The sequence below is a fragment of the Gordonia sp. NPDC003376 genome (assembly GCF_053589235.1).
In genome coordinates this window covers 36,994-60,095 of the sequence record NZ_JBSFRM010000001.1, presented here as the reverse complement: position 1 = coordinate 60,095, position 23,102 = coordinate 36,994, and the positions used below count along the sequence as shown (strand labels likewise).

Below are 23,102 nucleotides of genomic sequence, written 5' to 3'. Positions count from 1 at the left end.
ATGGCGTCACGAGTGTCGGGTCCGTTCACCCAGGCGGGCCGCGAGGTCGTCATCGCCGAGGCCGTCCGCACCCCGATCGGCCGGTCGCATCTCGAGAAGGGGTGGTACCGCGACGTCCACCCCAATGCCATGCTGGCCGCCTGCTATCAGGATCTGGTGGCGCGCAGCGGGATCGACCCCGCCGTCGTCGAGGACCTGGTCATCGGCTGCACGGCACCGTTCGGCGAGCAGTCCCGCAACATCGGCCGCAACGCCTGGCTGCAGGCCGGATTCCCGGCCGAGGTCCCGGCCACCACCCTGGACCGCCGCTGTGGGTCGGCACAGACCTCGGTGAACTTCGCTGCGGCTCTGGTCTCCTCGGGTGTGCACGACATCGTGATCGCCGGCGGCGTCGAGCACATGGGTCATGTGCCGATGAACTCGCCGGCCAAGATCAGCGAACTCTACGGCGAGCCGTGGCCCGCGGAACTGCGTGAACGCTACGACTTCGTCACCCAGGGCGAGAGCGCCGAGCTCATCGCCGACCGCTGGGACATCTCGCGCACCGAGATGGACGAGTTCGCCGTCCGGTCGCATGCCCTGGCCACCGCCGCCATCGAGGCCGGCCGGTTCACCGACGAGATGGTCCGGATGGAACTCGACGGCGAGATCCGCCTCGGCGACCAGACCGTGCGTCCCGGAACAACACTCGAGACGCTGGGCAAGCTCAAGCCGGTGTTCCGGCCGGAGAATGGTCGGATCACCGCAGGCACCTCGAGCCCGATCTGCGACAGCGCCGCCGCGGTGCTGCTGTGCACCCGGGAGGCCGCCGAGCGGTACGGGCTGCGGATCCGGGCGCGGATCGCCGACCAGACGACCGTCGGTGTCGATCCGATCATCATGCTGACCGGTCCGATCCCCGCGACCCAGAAGATCCTGGAACGGAATCGACTGGGCATCGACGACATCGACCTGTTCGAGGTGAACGAGGCGTTCAGCTCGGTGGTGCTCGCCTGGCAGCGCGAGCTCAAGCCGGACGAGGACAAGGTCAACGTCAACGGTGGTGCCATCGCGCTCGGCCATGCGGTCGGCGCGACGGGTTCACGCCTGATCGCGAGCATCCTGTCCGAGATGGAACGGCGTGACAGTCACCTCGGATTCGTCACCATGTGCTGCGGCGGAGGCCTCGGTACCGGCACCCTGATCGAACGGGTCGAGTGATGGTGGACTTCGGTGGGCTGCTGAAGCCGGGTATGGGGGTGTGGTGGAGTCAGGCGGCTGCCGAACCCCGCCCGCTCGTCGACGAACTCCTCGCCCAGGCACCCGCCGTCGGTCCACTACGTCTGTTCACCGGCCTGAGTTGGAATGACCAGCTCGCACAGTCGATCTCACCGTCCGACACCATGGTGTCCTACGGCGGTCTCGGTGCCCTGCGCGCATTGGGCAAGACCGATCAGCTCGAAGTGGTCCCGTGCCACTACTCGGCGTTGCCGAGGATGTTCGCCGAGCACCGGCTGCCCAGCGATGCCGGGCTGCTCGCGGTGTCGCCGCCCGACCGGGACGGCATGTGTTCGCTCGGGATCGGCGTCGACTACATGGCCGATGCCATCGAGCACACCTCATTGCTGTTCGCCGAGGTCAATCGGCAGATGCCGGCGCTGCCCGGCTCGCCGCGGATACCGTTGCGACGGTTCGCCGCCACCATCGAGACCGATCGGCCGCTGCAGGAGGAGACGACCCGTCCGCCGGCCGACATCGATCGTGCGATCGCCGGGCACATCGCCGGACTCGTCGACGACGGCGACACCCTGCAGGTGGGTATCGGTTCCATGGGCGCGGCCGTGCTCGACGCATTGTCGGGACACCGCGACCTCGGCTTCCACGCCGGGATGATCACCGACGACGTCATGCACCTCATCGACAAGGGTGTGGTCACCGGCCGGCGCAAGCAGGTCGACGTGGGGTTGTGTGTCGCGGGCACCGCACTCGGTTCCGCCGAACTCTACAACCGGGTTGCCGACCTCCCCGTCGTCTTCCGCCCGACCAGCTATACCCATGCGCCACAGGTGCTCTCGCAACTGAGCTCACTGGTGGCCGTCAACTTCGCCATCGAGGTGGACCTCACCGGACAGGTGGGTGCCGAGGTCAGCCGGGGCACCTACCTGGGTGCCGTGGGCGGCCAGGTCGACTTCGCGCGGGCTGCCGCGCTGACCGGCAAGCGGTCGATCATCGCCCTGCGTTCCACCATGCGCGGGGCCTCGTCCATCAAATTCGCCCTCGACGAGGGGGTGGTCACCACCGCGCGCGCCGACGTCGACTGCGTGGTCACCGAGCATGGGGTCGCGCACCTGCGCGGGCAGCCCCTGGCCGAGCGGCGTCGGCGTCTGATCGCCGTCGCGGCACCCGAATTCCGTGACGAACTGGCCGGTGCCGCGCGCGCAGCATCCTGAACACGCAGAACATCCCGAAACACACTGGGCATCCTGAAACACACTGGGCATCCTGAAACACACTGGGCATCCTGAAACACACTGAGCAACAGCAGAACATCGAAAGGAACCATCTCATGAGCAATCGAGTAGCACTGGTCACCGGCGGAGCACAGGGAATCGGCGAGGGCATCTCCCGTAAACTCGGCGAGGCCGGGTTCCGGGTCGCCGTCGCCGACCTGAATCTCGAAGCCGCACAACAGACTGCCAAGGAGATCGTGGCCGCCGGCGGCCAGGCGATCGCCGTGCCGATCGACGTCACCGACACCGCATCGGTCAAGGCCGCCGTCGAGCAGATCACCGCAGAACTCGGACCCGTCGAGATCGCGGTCAACAATGCCGGGTGGGACGACTTCATGAAGTTCCTCGACACCACCGAGGAGTTCTGGGACAAGATCCTCGACATCAACTTCAAGGGTGCACTCCGGGTCAACCACACCGTGGTGCCCGGGATGATCGAGCGCGGCTTCGGGCGCGTCATCAACATCGGCTCCGACGCCGGCCGCGTCGGATCGTCCCTGGAGGCCGTGTACTCCGGCGCCAAGGGCGGGATCATCGCATTCACCAAGACCCTCGCACGCGAGGTCGCCACGAAGGGTGTCACCGTGAACACCGTGTGCCCCGGCCCCACCGACACCCCCGCGCTGCGGAAGTTCGCGAACAACTCCGGCCAGGACGCCGACAAGGTGCTCGGCGGGATGACCCGCGCGGTGCCGATGAAGCGTCTGGCCGATCCGTCCGACATCGCCGCCGCCGTGGCCTTCTTCGCCTCCGACGAGACCGGATACATCACCGGCCAGACGCTGTCGGTCAGCGGCGGCCTCACGATGGCCTAGCGGTATCGAGCCCAGCAGTACCGAGTCCAGCGGTATCGAGCCACGATCCGAGGAGAGAACAGTGTCCGACACCGCCGTCGAGTGGTCGACCGTCCGTCGCTACGACGACGTCGACTACTCCCGCACCGACGACGGGATCGCCAAGATCACCATCTGCCGGCCGGAGGTGCACAACGCCTTTCGCCCGCAGACCCTGATGGAGATCTCCGACGCCCTGACCCTGGCGCGCGAGGATCCGTCCATCGGCGTGATCATCCTGACCGGAGAAGGGGACAAGGCGTTCTGCTCGGGCGGTGACCAGCGGGTCCGTGGCGACACCGGCTACCTCACGGATCCCGACGATCCCCAGGCAGTCGGCCGCTTCCACGTCACCGATCTGCAGGTGCAGATCCGGCGTCTCCCGAAGCCGGTGGTGGCGATGGTCGCCGGATATGCGATCGGCGGCGGGCATGTCCTGCAGATCGTGTGCGATCTGACCATCGCCGCCGACAACGCCCGGCTCGGACAGGTCGGGCCGCGGGTCGGTTCCTTCGACGGGGGCTTCGGCGCCGGACTGCTGGCGAACCTGGTGGGACAGCGCAAGGCCAAGGAGATCTGGTTCCTGTGCCGCCAGTACACCGCGGAGCAGGCACTCGAGATGGGTCTGGTGAACACCGTCGTACCGCTGGCTGATCTGGAGGCCGAGACGGTCGGATGGTGTCGCGAGATGCTGGCCCTGTCGCCGCTGGCGCTGCGTCTGATGAAGGCGAGCTTCCACGCGGCCGAGGACGGCCTGGCGGGTATCCAGCAGCTCGCGCACGACACCAACCTGCTGTTCTACTCCACCGACGAGGCCAAGGAAGGCCGGGAGGCGTTCAAGGCCAAGCGCACTCCCGAGTTCGACCGATTCGCGCGACGCGCGTGAGCGGGATTCGAGAGGATCACTGACATGACGACATTCGGGGTCAACGCATTCGGCGTCGGAACCGGCCGCGACAGGTTCACCACCATGGTGGAGCTCGCCCGCGAGGCCGAGGAGATCGGTTGCGCGGCAGTGTGGACGAGCGAGCTCTACAGTCGCTCGGCGACCGTACCGATGGCCATGCTCGCCGCCGGGACCGAGACCATCTCGATCGGCACCAACATCGCCTACGGGGTGGGCCGCAGCCCGCTCATGTGGGCGGCGGAGGCCCGTGACCTCGACGAGTTGTCCGGCGGGCGGATCATTCTCGGTCTCGGTAACGGGACACCCAAGATGATGGAGGCCTGGCACGGGGTGAGCGGTGAGGCCCCGGCCGAGCGGATGGCCGAGCTGCTCACCGTACTCAAGAAGCTGTGGCGGCTGCACGAGGGACCGGTCCACCACGACGGCCGGTTCTATCACGTGCATCTCTCGCCGACATCCGATGTCCCCGAGCCGGTTCGGGCAGAGATCCCAGTATGGATCGCCGGCGTCAACACACTGATGTTGCGCACTGCGGGACACCATGCCGACGGGCTGGTCGGACATCCGATGTTCACCGCCGAGTACGTCCGCGGGCCGGTCGCCGAGGAGGTGGCCCGCGGCGCCGCGCTGTCGGGGCGTGATCCGTCGGAGATCACCATCATGGGAATCCGCATGTGCGCCATCGACGACGACGTCGACACCGCCCGTCGCCAGGCCGCCTACGCCATCGGCCAGTACGCGGCGTCACGGGTTTATGACCGGCTGTTCGCCATCCACGGGTGGAGCGCCGAGCAAGAACGCATCCGTCAGGCCGCACGTGACCGTGATACCGACGGCGTGATCGCCGCGGTGACCGACGACATGATCGATACCATCGCCATCGCCTGTACCCCAGGAGAATTCCCCGATGCGCTGGCCCGCATTCCCGACGGTTTCGATCACCTCGATCTCATCGCACCGCCCTGGGGTCTGACCGATGAACAGACTCGCGCCATCAACACCCGGATCCTGGCCGGACTCCGCCGCCATCTGAAGGTGCCGGCACAGATCTGAACGTCCCTGGCAAGCTCGATCCCGAATCGAACAGCAAGGGGCTGTTGGGGGTTGAGCCGATGAGGAGCGCAGCGACGAGGCGTGTCGAAACCTCGGTGGGCCGGGCTCGCTTATGTGGCCACTTCGGAGGTGGTCGCTACCCGACGTGGGCTGCGGGGATTTCGACTCGGGTCCTCGCGCTTCGCGCTCGGTCCCGGCTCAATCATCGAGTGTTGCAAGGTGGTTGAGCCGTTGAGGAGCGGAGCGACGAGGCGTGTCGAAACCTCAGACGGCCGACTCGGGTCCTCGCTTCGCTCGGTCCCGGCTCAATCATCGAGTGTTGCAAGGTGGTTGAGCCGATGAGGAGCGGAGCGACGAGGCGTGTCGAAACCTCAGACGGCCGACTCGGGTCCTCGCGCTTCGCGCTCGGTCCCGGCTCAATCATCAACAGGTGGTGTGTTTTTGGTGGTTGAGCCGTTGAGGAGCGGAGCGACGAGGCGTGTCGAAACCTCGGTGGGCTGAGTTGCTGACCTGGCCACCTCGGAGGTGGTCGCTATCCGGCGTGGGCTGCGGAGATTTCGACTCGGGTCCTCGCGCTTCGCGCTCGGTCCCGGCTCAATCATCGAGTGTTGCAAGGTGGTTGAGCCGATGAGGAGCGGAGCGACGAGGCGTGTCGAAACCTCGGTGGGCTGAGTTGCTGACCTGGCCACCTCGGAGGTGGTCGCTACCCGGCGTGGGCTGCGGGGATTTCGACTCGGGTCCTCGCGCTTCGCGCTCGGTCCCGGCTCAATCAGCAACGAGTGGTTGGGGGTTGGAGTGTATTGTATCTGTTCCGGCTCAATCGTCGAGTGTTGCAAGGTGGTTGAGCCGTTGAGGAGCGGAGCGACGAGGCGTGTCGAAACCTCAGACGGCCGACTCGGGTCCTCGCTTCGCGCTCGCTCCCGGCTCAATCAGCAACGAGCGGTTGGGGGTTGGAGTGTATTGTATCTGTTCCGGCTCAATCGTCGAGTGTTGCAAGGTGGTTGAGCCGACGAGGAGCGGAGCGACGAGGCGTGTCGAAACCTCTGTCGGTTGATGTCGGGTGGTGACCACCTCGGAGGTCCCGTTCCTACTTACGGATCTCGATCTCCGTGCGTTCTTCCACTTGGACGACCGCCTCTGCGTAGCCGTGCACGTGCTTGGTCATCCGTCGCGTTGCGGCAGCCGAGTCGCCGGCCTTGATGGCGTCGGTGATGGTCTTGTGGGCCTTGTACGTCGTCTTGCGGACCTCGTCGTCGACGAACGCCTTGTTCTCGGTGGAGCTGTAGATGGCGTTCGACAGCGCTGTCATGAAGCCGGTGAGCAGTTCGTTGTGACTGGCGACGGCGACGCCGATATGCCAGTCGACGTTGGCCTGCAGGAACGCCTCGAGTGAGATGTCGAGGTCGTTGATCGTCTGGTTGGCGGTCTCCAGGGCGGCGATGTCCTCGTCCTGGCGGTACTTCGCTGCCAGTCCTGCGCACGCAGGCTCGATGGCCTCACGGGTCTCGAGGAGGTCGATGAGACGAAGCTGCTGGCCCCGGATCAGGAGGTTGACCGACGTCGCCACGGAGTCGCCGCCCGGCTGCTGGACGAACGCTCCACCGGAGCGGCCGGTCTTGATGGTCACCAGGCCTTGCACCTCGAGGATGCGCAGTGCCTCACGGACCGTGGTGCGACTCATCCGGGTCTGGGTGACCAATTCGCGCTCCGGCGGCAGCGCCGTCCCCGAGGGGAACTCTCCGCGGAGGATGCGTTCGCGCAGATCATTGGCGAGGACGTCGGATGCCTTCGGTACCTGCATGGGCTGCAGCTGAACCGGGTGTCGTGCGACTGCGCTCGACTCGGGCATGAACAACCTGCTTTCTCCTGCATATGGTCATACCTAATTTACCAGCACCCGTGCGGCTGGGGCGAGATGACCACGCGTGGAGTCGGAGGTTCACCCCGGAGCGGCAGCCGACCACCCCGATCGGGGGAGTGGCGAGGGGATAAAGGGGGGAACTTCGCCGCTGGACCTGACGCAACCGGATGTGACCTACCTAACGTCGAGGCAGTCCGTCGGATCACCCTGCCGACATCGACCGAAGGAAGACGATGACCACATTCGCGACGCCGACCCACACCCAGGTCCCTGACGAGATCGCCCGCCGGATCGTGCTGCCGGAGGGCCACAGTGACAATTCTGAGTTGTACGAGGCCTATCGATGGCTGCGGGAGAACGCACCGTTGGCCAAGGTGACCGTCGAGGGCTACGACGACCTCTGGCTGGTCACCAAACATGCCGACCTGATGGAGATCGAACGTCAGCCCCAGATCTTCAGTGCCGGTGGCGGTGAGGAGAAGGGGGCACACAATCCGATGTGTGCGAACCAGGCCGGTGATGCGTTCACCAAGCAGCTGACCGGTGGGTCGCTGCGGATTCTCGATGCGCTGCCGTACCTGGACCCGCCGGAGCACGGCATGGTGAAGGACGTCGCGTTCGACTGGTTCCGGCCGGCGAACCTCAAGAAGTGGGAAGACCGGATCCGGGTCATCGCCAAGGATGCGGTGACCCGATTGGCCGACGGACCAAGGGATCTCGACGCTGTGCAGGACTTCGCGGTGTACTTTCCGCTGCATGTGATCATGACCCTGTTCGGGGTCCCCGAAGAGGACGAGCCGCGCATGATGGCCCTCACCCAGGATCTTTTCGGCACCGCGGACCCGGATGCCGCACGCTATGATGTCGAGCACCAGTCCGCGGATGCCGCGGCCCAGCAGTGGGCGGCGGCCATCGCCGACTTCTATGCCTACTTCGACACGCTGGTCGAGGACCGTCGCGCGAACCCGAAAGAGGATCTCGCCACCCTGATCGCCGTGGCGCGGCAGGAGGACGGCGAGTACTTCCCGAAGACCTTCGCCTACGGGTGGTTCGTCGCGATCGCCACCGCCGGACACGACACCACCGCGAGCACCATCGCGGGCATGTTCGAGCAGTTCGCGTTGCGTCCGGAGCTCCTCGAGACGGTTCGGGACGATCTCTCCCTGATCCCCAACCTGATCAACGAGGCTCTCCGAATCGTCTCCCCGGTCAAGCAGTTCACGCGTATGGCGGTGGCCGATACGGAGGTGCGCGGTCAGCGGATCGAGGCGGGCGACCGGCTGATGCTGTTGTTCCAGTCGGGCAACCGGGACGCCGAGGTCTTCGACGATCCGGATACCTTCCGGCTGGACCGACGTCCGAACAAGCAGATCGCCTTCGGGTACGGCCCGCACATGTGCATCGGACAACACCTGGCGAAGCTGGAGATGCGTGTGTTCCTGGAGGAGTTGCTCCCGCGACTGACCAAGGTCGAACTCGCCGGCGAACCGAAGATGATCCAGACCAATTTCGTCGGTGGACTGCGTCATCTTCCGGTGCATCTGACCCTCCGATGACATCCGTATCGATCTCGAGCCCGACAAACCAGAGGAGGCACCCATGCCGATCGTGACCTACCACCTCCCAGACGGAACCGTGACCGACGTCGACGTCCAGGTGGGGCAGACCATCATGGACGGGTCGACCCGCAACAACCTGCCGGGAATCGTCGCGGAATGCGGGGGTAGCTGTTCCTGCGCGACCTGCCATGTCCATCTCGATGCGGCGAGCAACGATCTGTTCACCGAGCCGGCCGACGAGGAAACCGAACTGCTGGAGTTCCTCGACGGCGCATGCGACCGGTCACGGCTGTCATGTCAGCTCGTCGTCCCCGACACCGACGCGCGGATCGAGATCCACGTCGTCGACAGTCGTTGAGTACAGGGAGAATCACGTTGACCACCGACTCGATCGTCATCATCGGCGCCGGCCATGCCGGGGCCAATCTCGTTGCGTTGCTGCGGCAAGAGGGTTTCACCGGTGATGTGGTGCTGGTGGGTGACGAATCCCACCAGCCCTACCACCGGCCGCCCCTGTCGAAGAAGTTCATGAGCAGCGGTGTGCGGCAGGATCTGCGCGCCGATGACTTCTACGACGAGATGAAGATCGACCTGCGCCTGGCCACCGTCGTCACCGAGATCGTTCCCGGCCGAAAGGAAGTGATCACCGAATCGGGTGAACGTATCGGTTATGGATCCTTGGTCATCGCCACGGGCTCGCGGCCGCGGGCACTGGCGCTGCCCGGCGCGGATGCGCACGGTGTGATGACACTGCGGACCCTCGACGACGCGCGGGCACTGCGGGCCGCGGTCGAGCGCGGCGGCCGACTGGTCATCATCGGCGGGGGATACATCGGTCTCGAGGTCGCCGCCGAGGTCGGTAAGCACGGGCTCCCGGTGACGATCCTCGAACGGGAGGACCGGGTGCTGGCCCGGGTGGCCGGCCGGGAGTTCTCCGAAGCGCTGACCGCCCACCACCGACAACTCGGCACACAGGTCCTCACCGGGGTCGACGTCACCCGCGTCGTCGTCGACGGTGAGACCGTCACCGGGGTGGAACTTGCGGACGGGCAACAGATCTCGTGTGATGCCGTCCTGATCGGTGTCGGTGCGATACCCAATGACGAGCTGGCGATCGCCTGCGGCATCGCCTGCGACGGCGGCATCATCGTCGACGACGACGGGCGGACCGGCGTCCCGGACATCTTCGCCATCGGTGATGTGACCCGCCGTCCGGTCGGCGGTGAGACGATGCGGTTCGAGAGCATCCCCAGCGCACTCGAACAGGCGAAACATGTTGCAGCCCATCTGTGTCTGTCCGATCGACCGGGTGCCGAGGTCCCGTGGTTCTGGTCGGATCAGTTCGATCTCAAGCTCAAGATCGCGGGGCTCGTGCACCATGGTGTCACCACGGTCGTCCGGGGCGAACCGGGCGCCGGGAAGTTCGGGATCTTCCATCTCGACCGTGCCAATCGCGTGGTGGCTGTGGAAACGGCCAATGCCCCGGCGCTTTTCATGGCCGGCAAGCGGTTCATCGCCTCCGGGGTCGAGATCGACGCGGCCCGACTCGGGGATGCCGACACCGACATCCGTTCCTGTGTGGTGGGTGCCTGAACCGTCGATGATCCGGGGTTGATCGCACCGTGTGTGCGGTCAACCCCGGTCGACGTAGAGCGAGATCGCCTCGGATCTGTTCACCGCGCCGATCTTGCGCAGGATCTTCTTGACGTGCGACTTCACGGTTTCGACGCCGATGAACAGCCGGTCGGCGATCTCGGCATTGGATGCGCCGGCCGCGATCAGCCGCATCACCTCCGTCTCCCGGGTGGTGAGCAGCTGCTCGAGCGCCTCGTTGACCGGCAAACGGGAAAGGGGCTGCTCGGGGGGAGGTGAGACGACATCCCCACCGATCTCGAAGTCGGTGTGGGTGACCCGTACGGCATCCTCCACCATGCGCGCCACCGCCTGCCGGATGGTCTCCTGGTGCTGCTGCGCCTTGTCCGTCCACCGCCGGCGGGTGACGATCGCCGACACCGCGCTCTGGTACAGCGCGACGAAGCCCAGGTCGAGGTCGTCGATCGGCGACCGATCATGATGTCCGACATGCAGGATCGCCACCGGCGTCTGCTCGACGACGACGGGGGCGAGTACGACCTCGGCGGCGCCCAGGGCATCGGCCATCCTCGGGCTGATACGGTCGCGGGTCGCGACCGCCGGGCGGGTGTTCGCCGAGGCGAGACAGTCGGATTCGGCGCCGCGCGGGTCGAGATCGGTGTCGAACGGCGCGGTGCCGGTACGGTCGGTGCCGGCGATCGCCAGCACCGACAGCCGCTTGCCCGAGACCGAGGAGAACGCGGCCACGGCGAAGTCGGTATGTCCGACCAGCTCGGTGCAGACCTGGTGGGCCAGGCCGTGCCCGTCGGTCGGAGAACCCAGCCGACGGAGTGATGCCGACAGCGATGCCGCGGTGGGGTCTCGCCGCGCGGCGAGGGCCGTGCGCAGGTCCAGTTGCACTCCCAGGGACTGCGCGACCAGGGTCGTCACCTGCCCGAGTACGGCGTCGTCGGCCGCTGTCCGCTCCACCGTCATGGCGGCCTCGATGGTCGATGACGCAGCCTCGAGAAGGATCTCCGGCGTGGGCGTCTCCGGTGGTGAGGGCAGTGCCAACAGTGTCCGAAGCTGCCGGTCGACACCTGCGAGCCGGATCATCAGTCGCGAGGTGCCACCGACGGTCACAGGGTTTGGAGGGTTCACAGGGTCTGCAGGGAGGTCCGGCTGCCCAGTTGCGCGAACCGGGCGACCGCTGCGGCGCGGCTCGTCGTGCCGAGCTTCTTCGAGATCTGCTTGAGATGTGATTTGACCGTCTCCTCGGAGATCACGAGTGCATGCGCGATCTGGGCATTGGTGGCCCCGGTGGCCATCTGGATGAGCACCCCCCGTTCACGAGGGGTGAGGAAGCCGGTGTTCGGGTTCGCCGACGACTCCGCAGCCCGGGTGAATGCCGGATCGATCTCCGGGCGGCGGTCGAGGGCCGGTGTACCGGAGATGTCGGAGAGTTCGGCGGCGATCTCACCGAACACCTCGTCGACCCGGGCCGAGCTCTGCCGCAGGCGTTCTTCCAGGATGGCGCGCTCGAACACGAGCGACAGGCACTCGCCGAGTGCGCTCAGGATCGCCAGGTCGGAGTCGCGGACACGACTTCTGCCGTTCGGACGATCGGCGTGCAGGATGCCGATGACCCGGCCGCGCGACATGATGGGTGCGGCCACATATCCGTTCGAGTGGGATACCTCCACGATCGTCTTGAAGGTACGGCGATCGTCGTCGGGGCATGCACTCATCGCCGAGGTCCGTGAACGGACGATCTCGGTTTCCAGGGGTGCGTATGCGAGCGGAATCCGGGCGCCGTCGACGTAGGACAGGAAGGCGGAGTTCTCTGGGCTGTCGTCGCATTCGATGTGCAGGTGCCGGGGGATCCAGACCGCGGTCGCGATCGACGAGATCATTGCACGGCCGAACGAGAGGTTGCGGCAGATACGTTGCGGCACCTGGTCTATGAGACCGTGTGTGTCGGTCTCGATGAGGTCTCCGACGATGCGGCGGACCTCGTCGGCGGCGTGTGCGGTCCGGACCGTGTCCTGGTGCAGCCGGCGAGTCTGTTCCTGGTGGACGCGGAAGAGGAGGCGGCATGCGTCCATTCGCCGGTCGTCGTCCGGTCCGGTGTCGGCGAGGAACCCCTCGAGCCGACGGCGAGCGTCACCGAGCATGACCGCCGGGTCACGCCTGACGTCGATGGTCCGGGAGTCCTGGAGGAAGGCCAGGCTCTCGGCGATCAGCTGCCAGGTCGTGTCGGCAGGCGCCGGGTGGACGGTCACGGGCGGTCCTTTCGATTGAGACGTGGATCACTCGATAAACCATAGTGCACCCCCTCACGGCACGTGCGCAAATGGTTGGACCAAGACGTGGTGGTCGTCGCGATCACCCCGTCGGGGGAGCAAGGGGTGGTCTTCGAGTGATCCTTCGGCAGAGCCCTCGTCCGCTGCGATGCGACGTCCCTACCGTCGGCCCATGCGGAGTTCCCAGGGGCTCCGCGTACTGCCACCACACCCGTTTCCACCAAGGAGCCAGTCCCCATGGATGTAACCGCTGTCGTCGTGCCGTCGGTCGGCGCCGAGTTCGAGCTGTCGACGGTCGACCTCGCCGACCCCGGTCCGGGTGAGGTCCGGATCAAGATCGCCGGCGTCGGACTCTGTCACACCGACCTCGCCGTCAAGGAAGGACACCTGCCGTTCCCGCTGCCGGGTGTGCTCGGTCATGAGGGCAGCGGGGTGATCGAGGCCGTCGGCGTCGGGGTGACCACCCTCGCCGTGGGCGACCGGGTCGCGGTCAGCTTCAACAGCTGTGGCGAGTGCAAATGGTGCCAACGGGACGAGCCGGCCAGTTGCGCGGCCTTCATGCCGCTGAACTTCGGCGGCGTGCGACCGGATGGGACGTCGACGGTGACCATCGACGGTGCGCCGGCCGGCGGCAACTTCTTCGGGCAGTCGTCGCTGGCCACCCATGCGATCGCCAACGTGCGCAACGTCGTCAAGGTCCCCGACGACGTCCCGCTGGAACTGGTCGGCCCGCTCGGCTGCGGTGTGCAGACGGGTGCGGGGGCGATCCTCAACTCCCTCGACGTCGAACCGGGCTCGAGCGTGGTGATCAGCGGTGCGGGATCGGTGGGGTTGTCGGCGGTGATGGCCGCCGCGGTCCGCAAGGCCGCCCACATCGTGGTGGTCGAGCCCAACGCGGACCGCCGCACGCTGGCGATCGACCTGGGTGCCACCGCCGCGATCAACCCCGTAGACGGTCCGGTGACCGAACAGCTGCGGGCCATCGTGCCCGACGGCTTCGACTACGCCGTCGACACGACCGCGATTGTCGGAGTACTCGAGGATCTGTTCGGGGCCATGGCCATTCGCGGTGTCATCGGGCTCATCGGCGTCCCCGCGGACCCGACGGCCGCGTTCGCCCTCCCGCTGGTGCCGGCATCGGTGCTCGGGATCGGCGTCCGCGCGATCATCGAGGGTGATGCCGATCCGCAGACCTTCATCCCGCACCTGCTCGACCTCTACAAGCAGGGCGTCTTCCCGTTCGACAAGCTCATCACCACGATGCCGCTCGCCGAGGCCAACGAGGCGGTCAAGGCGCAGTTGACCGGCGAGGCCGTCAAGGTCGTCCTGCTCGCCGACTGAACGCCGGCACCCACAGCGCATCGAAGGAGAACCACATCATGACAAGCACCACCGAGCACAACGCATTCTTCATCGGCGGGGAGTACCGGGCCCCCGCCGGAACCGGTCGGATCACCGTGATCTCGCCGAACACCGAGGAGTCGATCGGGTCGGTACCCGACGGAACCGAGGCCGACATCGACGCGGCGGTGGCCGCGGCGCGGCAGGCGTTCACCGACAAGAGCGGCTGGGGCGGATGGTCCCCGGGACAACGGGCCGACGCGATGGAGCGGCTGGCCGACGAGCTCGACAAGCGGGCGGCCGATCTCGCGCAGGCGGTCAGTGCGCAGAACGGGATGCCGATCGCCATCGCGCAGCAACTCGAGGCGGTCTTCCCACAGCTGCTGCTGCGCTACTACGCCGGCCTCGCCCGGGAGTACCCGTTCGAGGAGACCCGCGCGGGACTGCTCGGTGGTTCCACACTCGTCACCGCCGATCCGGTCGGCGTGGTGGGGGCGATCGTCCCGTGGAACTTCCCGCAGGCGCTCGCGGCGTTCAAGTACGCCCCGGGTCTGGCCGCCGGTGCGACGTTCGTGTTCAAGCCGTCGCCGGAGACCGTGTTCGACGCCTATATCCTGGCCGATGCCGTTGCGGCCGCGGGCATTCCGGACGGTGTCATCAACATTGTCCCGGGTGGCCGGGAGGTCGGCGCCTACCTGGTGGCGCATCCGGGTATCGACAAGGTGGCGTTCACCGGGTCGACCGCCGCCGGTCGCGCCATCTCCGAGGTCTGCGGGCGGCTCCTGCGTCCGGTCACCCTGGAGCTGGGCGGGAAGTCGGCGGCGATCATCCTCGACGACGCCGACCTCGACCTGACCAAGGTCGGTGAGCAGATCTTCTCGGCGACGCTGCTCAACAACGGCCAGACGTGCTTCCTCGGCACCCGAATCCTGGCTCCGCGCAGCCGATACGACGAGGTGGTGCAGACCTTCGCGGGTCTCGCCGGATCACTGCAGGTCGGCAGTGCCCTCGAGGCGACCACCCAGATCGGGCCGATGGTCTCGGCCCGTCAGCGTGAACGTGTGGAGTCCTACATCGCCAAGGGCAAGGGTGACGGTGCCACCGTCGCGGCCGGTGGCGGGCGCCCGCAGGCGCTCGACCGTGGGTGGTTCGTCGAGCCCACCGTGTTCGCCGGCGTCGACAACAACCATGCGATCGCCCAGGAGGAGATCTTCGGCCCGGTGCTGTCGATCATCTCCTACGACGGCGACGACGACGCGGTGGCCATCGCGAACGCCAGTGACTACGGGCTCGGTGGATCGGTGTGGACCTCCGATCACGACCATGGCGTCTCGGTGGCGCGGCGGGTGGAGACCGGCTCGATCGGGATCAATGCCTACCTGCCGGACCCGACCGCGCCGTTCGGCGGTGTCAAGTCGTCCGGTCTGGGCCGTGAGCTGGGGCCGGAGGGGTTGGCCGCGTATCTGGTGAAGAAGTCGGTGTATCTGTGAGTGCAGGGTCTGCTGTGAGTCGTCGGCGATAGCGGGGCGGCTCTCCGGAGGTATCGATGCGGGTGAGGAGTGCGGATGCGCACCTCGCCCGCATCGTCGTATCCGGCGTAGCGATAGAGGCTTTTGGTATGACCAAAATAATGGTTGACTATCTTTGGACGTCGACGTTAGCGTCGACACAGGAGTCGCAGTGGACTCGGGCGCGACCGGCGAGATGCAAAGGATGAACATGGCAGATCAGGCACACGAAGTGGTCACGTGGCAGTCGGCTTCCCCAGGGATTCTGGCGGTCACCCTGCAGCGCCCGCCGGCCAATGCCCTCGGCATCCCGCTGCTCGACGGCCTGCACCTGGCGATGGATGCCGCCGAGAAGGCCGGCGACGTCAAGGTCATGGTGATCTCGTCGGCGAACCCGGGCTTCTTCGCGGCGGGCGCCGACATCAAGCACCTCTCGTCGATCGACGCGGCGAGCTTCACCGCGTACGGGGACAAGATGCGTGAGGTCAACGACCGACTCGCGGGCTCGCCCTGGATCTCGATCGCCGCGATCGACGGTGTGGCCCTCGGCGGCGGCCTCGAACTGGCGATGGCCTGCACCCTGCGTGTGGCGGGACCTGACGGCAGGTTCGGCCTACCCGAGGTCAAGCTGGGACTGATCCCGGGTGCCGGTGGCACACAGCGACTCCCGCGTCTCGTGGGTCGGGGGCGTGCCCTCGACATCATGCTGACCGCCCGCCAGGTACCCGCCGACGAGGCCTACCGGATCGGCCTGGTCGACCGGCTCACCGACGGCGACGTGGTGGTCGCGGCGAACGAACTCGCCGACCAGCTCGTCGGCCCGTCACTGCCCGCCCAGCTGGCGGTGGTGCGGACCGTCGACGCCGCCTTCGACCTGCCGCTCGAGCAGGGAGCCCGATACGAGGTCGAGCAGATCCAGGCGCTGTTCGAGGACGGCGAGGCCGCCGAGGGCATCCGGGCGTTCGTGGACAAGCGCGCGCCGCAGTTCCGCTGACCCGATCACATACCGATTCGCCGTCCTGACAAGGAGTCCGAGGATGAAGACACTCGACCGCAGTTTCGATACCCTCCGCGCCGAGGAGGTCAAGCCGGGCATCGTGCTGGTCACGCTGAACCGTCCCGACCGGTACAACGCGATGACCAACTCGATGTTCGTGGAACTCGAACAGCTCGCGTGGGGCCTCGGCGACGAGGACGACCTGCGCGTGGTGATCCTCACCGGTGCGGGCAAGGCATTCTGCTCCGGCTACGACCTCGCCGATGCCGACGACCTACCCCATCTCGGGGCACTGGGCATGCTCGACCAGCAGGAGCGTGCCGCGCGTGCGCTGTCGGCGATCCGCTCGGTGCGGGTCCCGGTGATCGCCGCGGTCAACGGTGCCGCGGCCGGTGGTGGCTTCTCCCTGGCACTGGCCGCCGACATCCGGATCGGCAGCCCGCAGGCGAAGTTCAACGCGGCCTTCGTCCGGATCGGCCTGTCCGCCGGCGACCTCGGCACGTCCTGGCTGCTCACCCGGCTGATCGGGCCGGCCAAGACCAGCGAGATCTGCTTCACCGGCCGGATCGTCGGCGCGCAGGAAGCCGCCGATCTCGGGTTGGTGAACTGGGTCAGCGAGGACGACGTGGTCGCCGACGCGCTGGGTCTCGCCGAGCAGATCGTGGCCAATTCGCCGGGTGGGGTACAGCTGTCCAAGCGTGCGCTGCAGGCCAACCTCGAGGTCGGTTCGTATGCCGCCGCACTCGAGCTCGAGAACCGCGGGCAGGCGCTGCTCACCCGCAGCGCCGACATGCCCGAGGCGCTGGCCGCCTTCAAGGAGAAGCGTCCTCCGGTCTTCCAGGGCAACTGACGCAGACCACACTCCACCCCTCCCAGCAGAGCAGGCGCAGATGACCATCGACTTCCCATCTCTCGACACCCTCACCTTCACCGAGACCGAACCCGGTATCGGCATCCTGCGGATGAACCGCCCGCAGCGGATGAACTCGCAGACGGTCGCGATGTTCCACGAGTACCTCGCGGCAGGTCGTGCCCTGCGGGACAGCGGACTCCGTGCCCTGATCGTCACCGGTGCCGGTGAGCGAGCGTTCTGCGCCGGATTCGACCTCGACGAGATCTCGGTGATCACCGAGATGGGGGTTCGGGAGTTCCTGAAGTTCCAGGAGACCGCGACCGGCGGCATCCAGGCCATCCGCCACCTTCCGTTCCCGGTGATCGCCGCGATCCACGGTCCGGCCACCGGCGGTGGCTTCGCCCTGGCACTCGCCGCCGACATCCGGCTCGCCGCGCCGACGGCGAAGCTCAGCGCCGCGTTCGTCAAGGTCGGACTCTCGATGGGCGAATTGGGCACCTCCTACAACCTCGCCCGGTTGGTGGGCCCCGCACGTGCCGCCGAAATCGGTTTCACCGCACGCCTCGTCGAGGCGGAGGAGGCCCTGCGGATCGGCCTCGTCAACAAGGTGATCCCCAGCGAGGACCTGCTCGACGAGGCGCTGGCCATGGCGCGCCTGATCGCCCAGAACTCTCCCGGCGGAGTCCGGATGTCGAAGCGGGCGATTCAGCGCAACACCGAGATCGGCTCGTACGAGGCGGCGCTGGAACTGGAGAACCGCGGGCAGGCGCTGCTCACCCGCACCGACGACATGCCCGAGGCGTTGGCGGCGTTCAAGCAGAAGCGCGCGCCCGAGTTCACGGGGCGGTGATCCGGTGAGCTGGGACTGGAGCGAGACCGATCTCGCGCGCCTGCAGGACTTCCTCTCCGAACGGGGAATCCTGAACGGCGCCATCACGACCCGCCGGATCGGTGACGGGCATTCGAACCTCACGTTCCTGGTGACCGACGGGGACGCTCACGTCGTCGTGCGTCGTCCGCCGCCGCCGCCGATTCCGCCCGGTGCCAACGACATGTTGCGCGAGGCGCGCGTGATGACGGCGTTGGGTGGCACCGCGGTACCGGTGCCGCAGGTCCTCGCCGTCGCCGAGGAGGGGGAGGTGCTCGACGTCGCGCTCTACGTCATGGGCTTCGCGCCGGGGCCGGTCGTCACCACCTCGACCCCGGCGCCGTTGGACACGCCAGAACAACGTCGGTCGGTCGCCCACGATCTCGTCGACACGCTCGTCGCCCTGCATGAGGTCGACTGGCGTGCTGTGGGTTTGGGCGATCTCGGCCGGCCCGAGGGCTTCAATGCGCGCCATGTGGCGCGCATGCGTCGGCTCGTCGCCGACGAGAACGGGGATGCGCCGCCGGAGTTCGCCGACATCGATACGTGGCTGTTGGCCAACACCCCACCCGAGTCGGATGCGACCCTGATCCACTGCGACTTCCGGATCGGCAACGTCGTCCTGGAACCCGGTGCACCGGGACGTATCGCCGCCGTGCTCGACTGGGAACTGTGTACGCTCGGTGACCCGCTCCTCGACATCGGCTACTTCCTCGCCACCGTCCCCGAGGCCGGCCACACGCCCAACCCCACCGCCGAACTGGGAACCGCGATGCTCGAGGACGGCTATCCGACGCGAGCCGAGCTCCGCGACCGCTACGCGCAGAGCAGCGGACGTGATCTCACCCATCTCCCGTGGTACACGACGCTGGCGTTGTGGAAACTCGCGGTGCTCTACGAGTACAGCCGCCGACGTGTCGACGACGGGATCGGCGATCCCTACTACGCCGACCCGGCGCTGGTCGCCGCCTTCCTCACCGACGCACGGCGCGAGGCCGGACTCCCCACACCCGTCGTGGCCGACGCCTGACCCATCGATCGACCAGAACTCCGACACACAGGATGGACCCTGCAGTGACTGGCAATCAACCCTTGGTACGCAACGACTTCCATGATCGTCTGGTCACCCCCGGGCAGGCCGGACTCCCCGACCGGTTCTTCGACCGGTTCGTCTTCAACCTGCACGCCCAGGATGCACGGTCGCCGTCGGTGCTACTCGGATTCGGCATGTACCCGGCCAAGGACACGGCCGACGGGTTCGTGGTGGTCTCCGATGTCACCGAACAACGCAACCTGCGGTACTCGACCGAACTCTCCGCCACCGAAGGGGACGGCGCCGGACCCTTCCGGTTCGAGGTGGTCGAGCCGAACTCTGTGTGGCGATTGTCCTTGGGCGACAATCCGATCGGGGTGGGGTTCGATCTCACCTGGCGGGCTCGCACACCCGCATGGTTCGGCACCGTCGCCGTGGCCAACGCGAGCGACGAATCGACGGAGTTCGAGCACCTCTTCCAGTCCGGCCGGTACGACGGGACGCTCACCATCGATGGCGTCACGCAGGACGTGGACGGATGGTACGGCCAGCGCGATCGTTCGAGGGGTGTTCGTACGATGGCCGGCGGGCAGGGTCTGCACATCTGGTATCAGGCCCAGTTCCCCGACTACTCGATCGGGTTCCTGCTGGTCGAGACCCGCGGCCACGATCGGCTGCTGCTCGAGGGCGCCGTGATGCACGAGAGCGGACTGGTCGACCCGATCATCGATGTCCGGCATCGCCTCGCCTTCGACGAGAACCGTGATCTGGTGGAGGGGATCGTCGTGGTGGACACCGAATCCGGGAGTTCGTTCGAGGTCGCCGCGGACGCCCGGGCAGGTGGAGGCTACATGGCCGGAGCCGGATACGGCGGACACCACGGCAAGCAGCTCGGGATCGACCATGTCGAGTCCGATCGGTATCCGCTCGACGGCTCGATCAATCCCGCAGCCCTGGATTCTGCACTCACAGATCGCCTGTGCACCTTCGTCTGTGACGGACAAGAGGGGAGCGGGATCTTCGAGTTCGCGCTCACCCGAAGCCGGTCGTATCGATACACGCCGTCGGTGTGATCAACGTGGCCGTCTCCCCTCGGGCGATGGCCACGCCGTTCGCCGTGGCCGGGTGGGCCCGTATCAACGTGCTCTCGCCGACCGGGGCGGTGTCCATGTCGGTTCGGGGCGTTTCAGCTCGGGCCCTACTCGGGATCAACTTGCTCGGGATCAACCAGCTCGGGGACAACTGCCGGGCGAGGTGACCCGCATCCCAGTACGCCGCAACGGATATCGACCTGCCGTGCTCGTCGACTCCTCAGGCGTCCATCCCGGCGACCTCGAAGCTGCGCCCTGACGGGGCCTCACCTGGTCGGTACCCGACTCCCGAATCGGAGCCGGTCATGATCCATTCCCGGACCTTCGGTTCGAGCGACCTCGTCGACCAGGGGCCGGCCGACGGGTTCGAACCGAAGGTCCGGGAATTCCTCCCACCCGAAGACGAGGAAGCCTCGGGCTCCCTCTCGGGAAGTCAGGGGAGCGGGCAGCAACGGGTTGGTCCATGGCAGCGTCGGCGCGAACGGATCACGGGCCTTCTCGATATCCCGTTGATTCCAGCTCGCGAAGTGGCGGTTCGGATGGATTGCGAGATCTGTTGTGGCAGTACTGATCATCCCTCCGTTCTTCGATTCGGTGACTGATTGTCTCGTGCGATGTAGTACTCGTCGGCAATCTGGGGTACTGGTGAATTCAAGCATTTCGATACGTTTCCCACATCACACGGTGAGGGTTCCCATGCCCCACATCAGGGGGATCGGAACACAGGTTTCTGTTTGGCGGCAATCGGATATTCTCGTGGCCGATGCGATGAAGTGATGTAACATACTGTCAATCGGTCATATCGGATCAGTCTGATTTCTCCACGATGTGTTCGTACCCGATTGTGGTGCTATGGCCGCTCTTTCACCCTTCAGCGATAGGACTCTGATGAATCCGCTCGGTCTGGCGACATGGCTTTCTGCACGTGCGCAACGTGATCCGCACAAACCGGCTCTCACGTTCGACGACGAAACTTGGAGTTATGCCGAGTTGCAACGACGGATCGAGGAGCAGGCCTCATTCCTGGCCTCGACCGGAGTGTCTGCGGGTGATCGTGTGGCATATCTGGGGATGAACCACAGCAACTTCCTGGTCGCCCTGTTCGCGGTCAATCGCCTCGGCGCGACCTTCGTGCCCTTGAACTACCGGCTCGTCGACGACGAGCTCACCTACATCCTCGATGACGCCGGCGCCACCGCGTTGATCGCCGACGAGCAGCATGTCCCGATCATCGACCGCATCCGCGGTTCGCTTGCCGTGCAGTCATATCTGTCCTTCGATGGCGAGTTCGACGGCTGGCTGCGACACGGTCCCACCGATGGGGGTTCGGTGCCGGAGGTCGAGGTGGCTCCCGACGATCCCGCGGCGATCCTCTACACCTCGGGAACCACCGGCCGCCCGAAGGGCTCGGTTCTCACCCATCGCAACATCTGGACGGGCAATGTCAACTGGATGCTGGCGGTGAACTATCACGGTGAGCACATCGCCTTGACCTCGGCGCCGCTGTTCCATTCCGGTGGACTGTGCGTGATGACCCTTCCCGTCCTCATGGCCGGCGGGCACGTCATCATCCATGAACGATTCGACGCGGCGCGGGTTCTCGCCGATGTCGAGAGCTATCGGGTGACCTCACTGTTCCTGGTTCCGACGATGATGCTGTACCTGACCCAGGAGGCTGCGTTCGAGTCCGCGGATCTGTCGTCGCTGCAGATCATCGTCGCGGGTGCCGCGCCTGTGCCCAAGCACCTGCTGGAGTTGTTCGGTTCGCGAGGGATTCCGGTCAGCCAGTGCTGGGGAATGACCGAAACCTCCACCGGTGCCACTTTCCTCGGTACGGAGCGGGCATTGGACAAGCTGGGATCCTGCGGCACGCCGGGCATGCTCAACGAGGTTAAGCTGATCGACTTCGACGGCAACGACCTCGACACGCCTGATGTCCCCGGTGAACTGTGTGTGCGGGGTGACACGGTGACTCCTGGATACTGGAATCTGCCGGACGCCACCGCCGCGGCGCAACTCGATGGAGGTTGGTTCAAGACCGGTGATGTCGCCTACCAGGATTCAGATGGGTTCTACTTCATCTGTGATCGACTGAAGGACATGATCATCTCGGGTGGTGAGAACGTCTATCCCGCAGAGGTCGAGAGTGCCATCTACACGCACTCCGCCGTTGCCGAGGTCGCAGTGATCGGCATGCCCGATCCGGAATGGGGCGAGCGTGTGGCGGCGGTGGTCGTGACAAAGAAGGGCGCAACGATCGAACTCGACGAACTTCGGGAGTTCCTGGGCGGAGCCCTGGCGCGGTACAAGCTCCCGCGTGAGCTCGTGGTGGTCGACGAACTGCCGCGCAACACGACGGGCAAGATCCTCAAGCACGTTCTCCGCAAGGACGTCGGTGCCGTCCGCTCGTGACTCGGATCGTCGGGTCAATCATCAACTGATCGTAGGTGGTTGAGCCGAAGAGGAGCGTAGCGACGAGGCGAGTCGAAACCTCTGTCGGCCGAGCTCGCCAACGTGACCACCCTGGAGGTGGTCACCACCCAGCCCGCGCTGCGGAGATTTCGACTCGGGTCCTCGCTTCGCTCGGTCCCGGCTCAATCATCGTTCGGGGGTCCTCGCTTCGCTCGGTCCCGGCTCAATCAGCAAGAGGCTGTTGGTGGTTGAGCCGATGAGGAGCGTAGCGACGAGGCGTGTCGAAACCTCTGTCGGCCGAGCTCGCCGGCGTGACCACCCTGGAAGTGGTCACCACCCAGCCCGCGCTGCGGAGATTTCGACTCGGGTCCTCGCTTCGCTCGGTCCCGGCTCAATCATCGTTCGGGGGTCCTCGCTTCGCT

The 23,102-nt window shown here is 66.3% G+C and carries 20 protein-coding genes; 16 read left to right on the top strand and 4 right to left on the bottom strand.

Translation table 11 applies throughout. The features are described 5' to 3' along the window. The 5 genes from ACWDUA_RS00280 (at window position 1) to ACWDUA_RS00260 (ending at window position 5,282) form a co-directional block, all read left to right on the top strand. Window positions 1-1,200, top strand: coding sequence for a thiolase family protein (locus tag ACWDUA_RS00280; RefSeq protein ID WP_449749008.1), 1,200 nt, complete (start codon window positions 1-3; stop codon window positions 1,198-1,200). Beyond that, window positions 1,200-2,429, top strand: a complete 1,230-nt coding sequence (locus ACWDUA_RS00275; RefSeq protein ID WP_449749007.1) for an acetyl-CoA hydrolase/transferase family protein — start codon at window positions 1,200-1,202, stop codon at window positions 2,427-2,429. Before ACWDUA_RS00280 ends, ACWDUA_RS00275 begins: the two co-directional genes overlap by 1 nt. A 116-nt stretch (window positions 2,430-2,545) precedes the next feature. Then, window positions 2,546-3,304 (top strand): SDR family NAD(P)-dependent oxidoreductase, encoded by a 759-nt coding sequence (locus ACWDUA_RS00270; RefSeq protein WP_020789840.1) that lies wholly within the window; start codon window positions 2,546-2,548, stop codon window positions 3,302-3,304. Between the two features lie 61 nt (window positions 3,305-3,365). Continuing rightward, on the top strand, window positions 3,366-4,208 hold the full coding sequence (gene menB, locus ACWDUA_RS00265) for a 1,4-dihydroxy-2-naphthoyl-CoA synthase (protein WP_449749006.1): 843 nt from the start codon (window positions 3,366-3,368) through the stop codon (window positions 4,206-4,208). Between the two features lie 24 nt (window positions 4,209-4,232). Continuing rightward, on the top strand, window positions 4,233-5,282 hold the full coding sequence (locus ACWDUA_RS00260) for an LLM class flavin-dependent oxidoreductase (protein ID WP_449749005.1): 1,050 nt from the start codon (window positions 4,233-4,235) through the stop codon (window positions 5,280-5,282). Window positions 5,283-6,369: 1,087 nt separating this feature from the next. Here ACWDUA_RS00260 and ACWDUA_RS00255 read toward each other — a convergent pair. After that, window positions 6,370-7,131 carry a FadR/GntR family transcriptional regulator gene (locus tag ACWDUA_RS00255; RefSeq protein WP_449749004.1) on the bottom strand — a complete coding sequence of 254 codons (762 nt, stop codon included), beginning with the start codon at window positions 7,129-7,131 and terminating at the stop codon, window positions 6,370-6,372. A gap of 245 nt (window positions 7,132-7,376) precedes the next feature. Here ACWDUA_RS00255 and ACWDUA_RS00250 point away from each other — a divergent pair, with 245 nt between their 5' ends. From ACWDUA_RS00250 to ACWDUA_RS00240, 3 genes are read left to right on the top strand one after another with little or no spacing between them, the layout of a single operon-like run. After that, window positions 7,377-8,699: a cytochrome P450 gene (locus ACWDUA_RS00250; RefSeq protein ID WP_449749003.1), complete on the top strand. Its 1,323-nt coding sequence runs from the start codon at window positions 7,377-7,379 to the stop codon at window positions 8,697-8,699. A gap of 43 nt (window positions 8,700-8,742) precedes the next feature. Continuing rightward, window positions 8,743-9,060 (top strand): 2Fe-2S iron-sulfur cluster-binding protein, encoded by a 318-nt coding sequence (locus ACWDUA_RS00245; RefSeq protein WP_449749002.1) that lies wholly within the window; start codon window positions 8,743-8,745, stop codon window positions 9,058-9,060. A 17-nt stretch (window positions 9,061-9,077) separates the two neighbouring features. Then, window positions 9,078-10,295, top strand: a complete 1,218-nt coding sequence (locus ACWDUA_RS00240) for an NAD(P)/FAD-dependent oxidoreductase (protein ID WP_449749001.1) — start codon at window positions 9,078-9,080, stop codon at window positions 10,293-10,295. A 39-nt stretch (window positions 10,296-10,334) separates the two neighbouring features. Here the strand turns inward: ACWDUA_RS00240 and ACWDUA_RS00235 are convergent, their stop codons facing one another. Together ACWDUA_RS00235 and ACWDUA_RS00230 are read right to left on the bottom strand one after the other, a co-directional pair. Beyond that, window positions 10,335-11,390 (bottom strand): response regulator transcription factor, encoded by a 1,056-nt coding sequence (locus ACWDUA_RS00235; RefSeq protein ID WP_449749000.1) that lies wholly within the window; start codon window positions 11,388-11,390, stop codon window positions 10,335-10,337. A 41-nt stretch (window positions 11,391-11,431) separates the two neighbouring features. Then, window positions 11,432-12,556: a LuxR C-terminal-related transcriptional regulator gene (locus tag ACWDUA_RS00230; RefSeq protein WP_449748999.1), complete on the bottom strand. Its 1,125-nt coding sequence runs from the start codon at window positions 12,554-12,556 to the stop codon at window positions 11,432-11,434. Between the two features lie 258 nt (window positions 12,557-12,814). Between ACWDUA_RS00230 and ACWDUA_RS00225 the strand changes: the two genes are divergently transcribed. The 7 genes from ACWDUA_RS00225 (at window position 12,815) to ACWDUA_RS00195 (ending at window position 20,250) form a co-directional block, all read left to right on the top strand. Beyond that, on the top strand, window positions 12,815-13,918 hold the full coding sequence (locus tag ACWDUA_RS00225) for an NAD(P)-dependent alcohol dehydrogenase (RefSeq protein ID WP_449748998.1): 1,104 nt from the start codon (window positions 12,815-12,817) through the stop codon (window positions 13,916-13,918). Between the two features lie 38 nt (window positions 13,919-13,956). Then, window positions 13,957-15,408 (top strand): aldehyde dehydrogenase, encoded by a 1,452-nt coding sequence (locus ACWDUA_RS00220; RefSeq protein ID WP_449748997.1) that lies wholly within the window; start codon window positions 13,957-13,959, stop codon window positions 15,406-15,408. A gap of 229 nt (window positions 15,409-15,637) precedes the next feature. Continuing rightward, window positions 15,638-16,420 (top strand): enoyl-CoA hydratase/isomerase family protein, encoded by a 783-nt coding sequence (locus ACWDUA_RS00215; protein ID WP_449748996.1) that lies wholly within the window; start codon window positions 15,638-15,640, stop codon window positions 16,418-16,420. A gap of 43 nt (window positions 16,421-16,463) precedes the next feature. Then, complete coding sequence (locus ACWDUA_RS00210) at window positions 16,464-17,273, top strand: enoyl-CoA hydratase/isomerase family protein (protein WP_449748995.1); 810 nt, start codon at window positions 16,464-16,466, stop codon at window positions 17,271-17,273. 40 nt (window positions 17,274-17,313) lie between these two features. Beyond that, a complete protein-coding gene (locus tag ACWDUA_RS00205) occupies window positions 17,314-18,126 on the top strand; it encodes an enoyl-CoA hydratase/isomerase family protein (RefSeq protein ID WP_449748994.1) in 813 nt (270 codons plus the stop codon). 4 nt (window positions 18,127-18,130) lie between these two features. Continuing rightward, a complete protein-coding gene (locus ACWDUA_RS00200) occupies window positions 18,131-19,174 on the top strand; it encodes a phosphotransferase family protein (protein WP_449748993.1) in 1,044 nt (347 codons plus the stop codon). A 44-nt stretch (window positions 19,175-19,218) separates the two neighbouring features. Further along, a complete protein-coding gene (locus tag ACWDUA_RS00195; protein ID WP_449748992.1) occupies window positions 19,219-20,250 on the top strand; it encodes a hypothetical protein in 1,032 nt (343 codons plus the stop codon). A gap of 284 nt (window positions 20,251-20,534) precedes the next feature. Here the strand turns inward: ACWDUA_RS00195 and ACWDUA_RS00190 are convergent, their stop codons facing one another. Continuing rightward, a complete protein-coding gene (locus tag ACWDUA_RS00190; protein ID WP_449748991.1) occupies window positions 20,535-20,843 on the bottom strand; it encodes a nuclear transport factor 2 family protein in 309 nt (102 codons plus the stop codon). A 313-nt stretch (window positions 20,844-21,156) separates the two neighbouring features. Between ACWDUA_RS00190 and ACWDUA_RS00185 the strand changes: the two genes are divergently transcribed. Next, window positions 21,157-22,680, top strand: a complete 1,524-nt coding sequence (locus ACWDUA_RS00185; RefSeq protein ID WP_449748990.1) for an acyl-CoA synthetase — start codon at window positions 21,157-21,159, stop codon at window positions 22,678-22,680. Window positions 22,681-23,102: the final 422 nt, after the last annotated feature.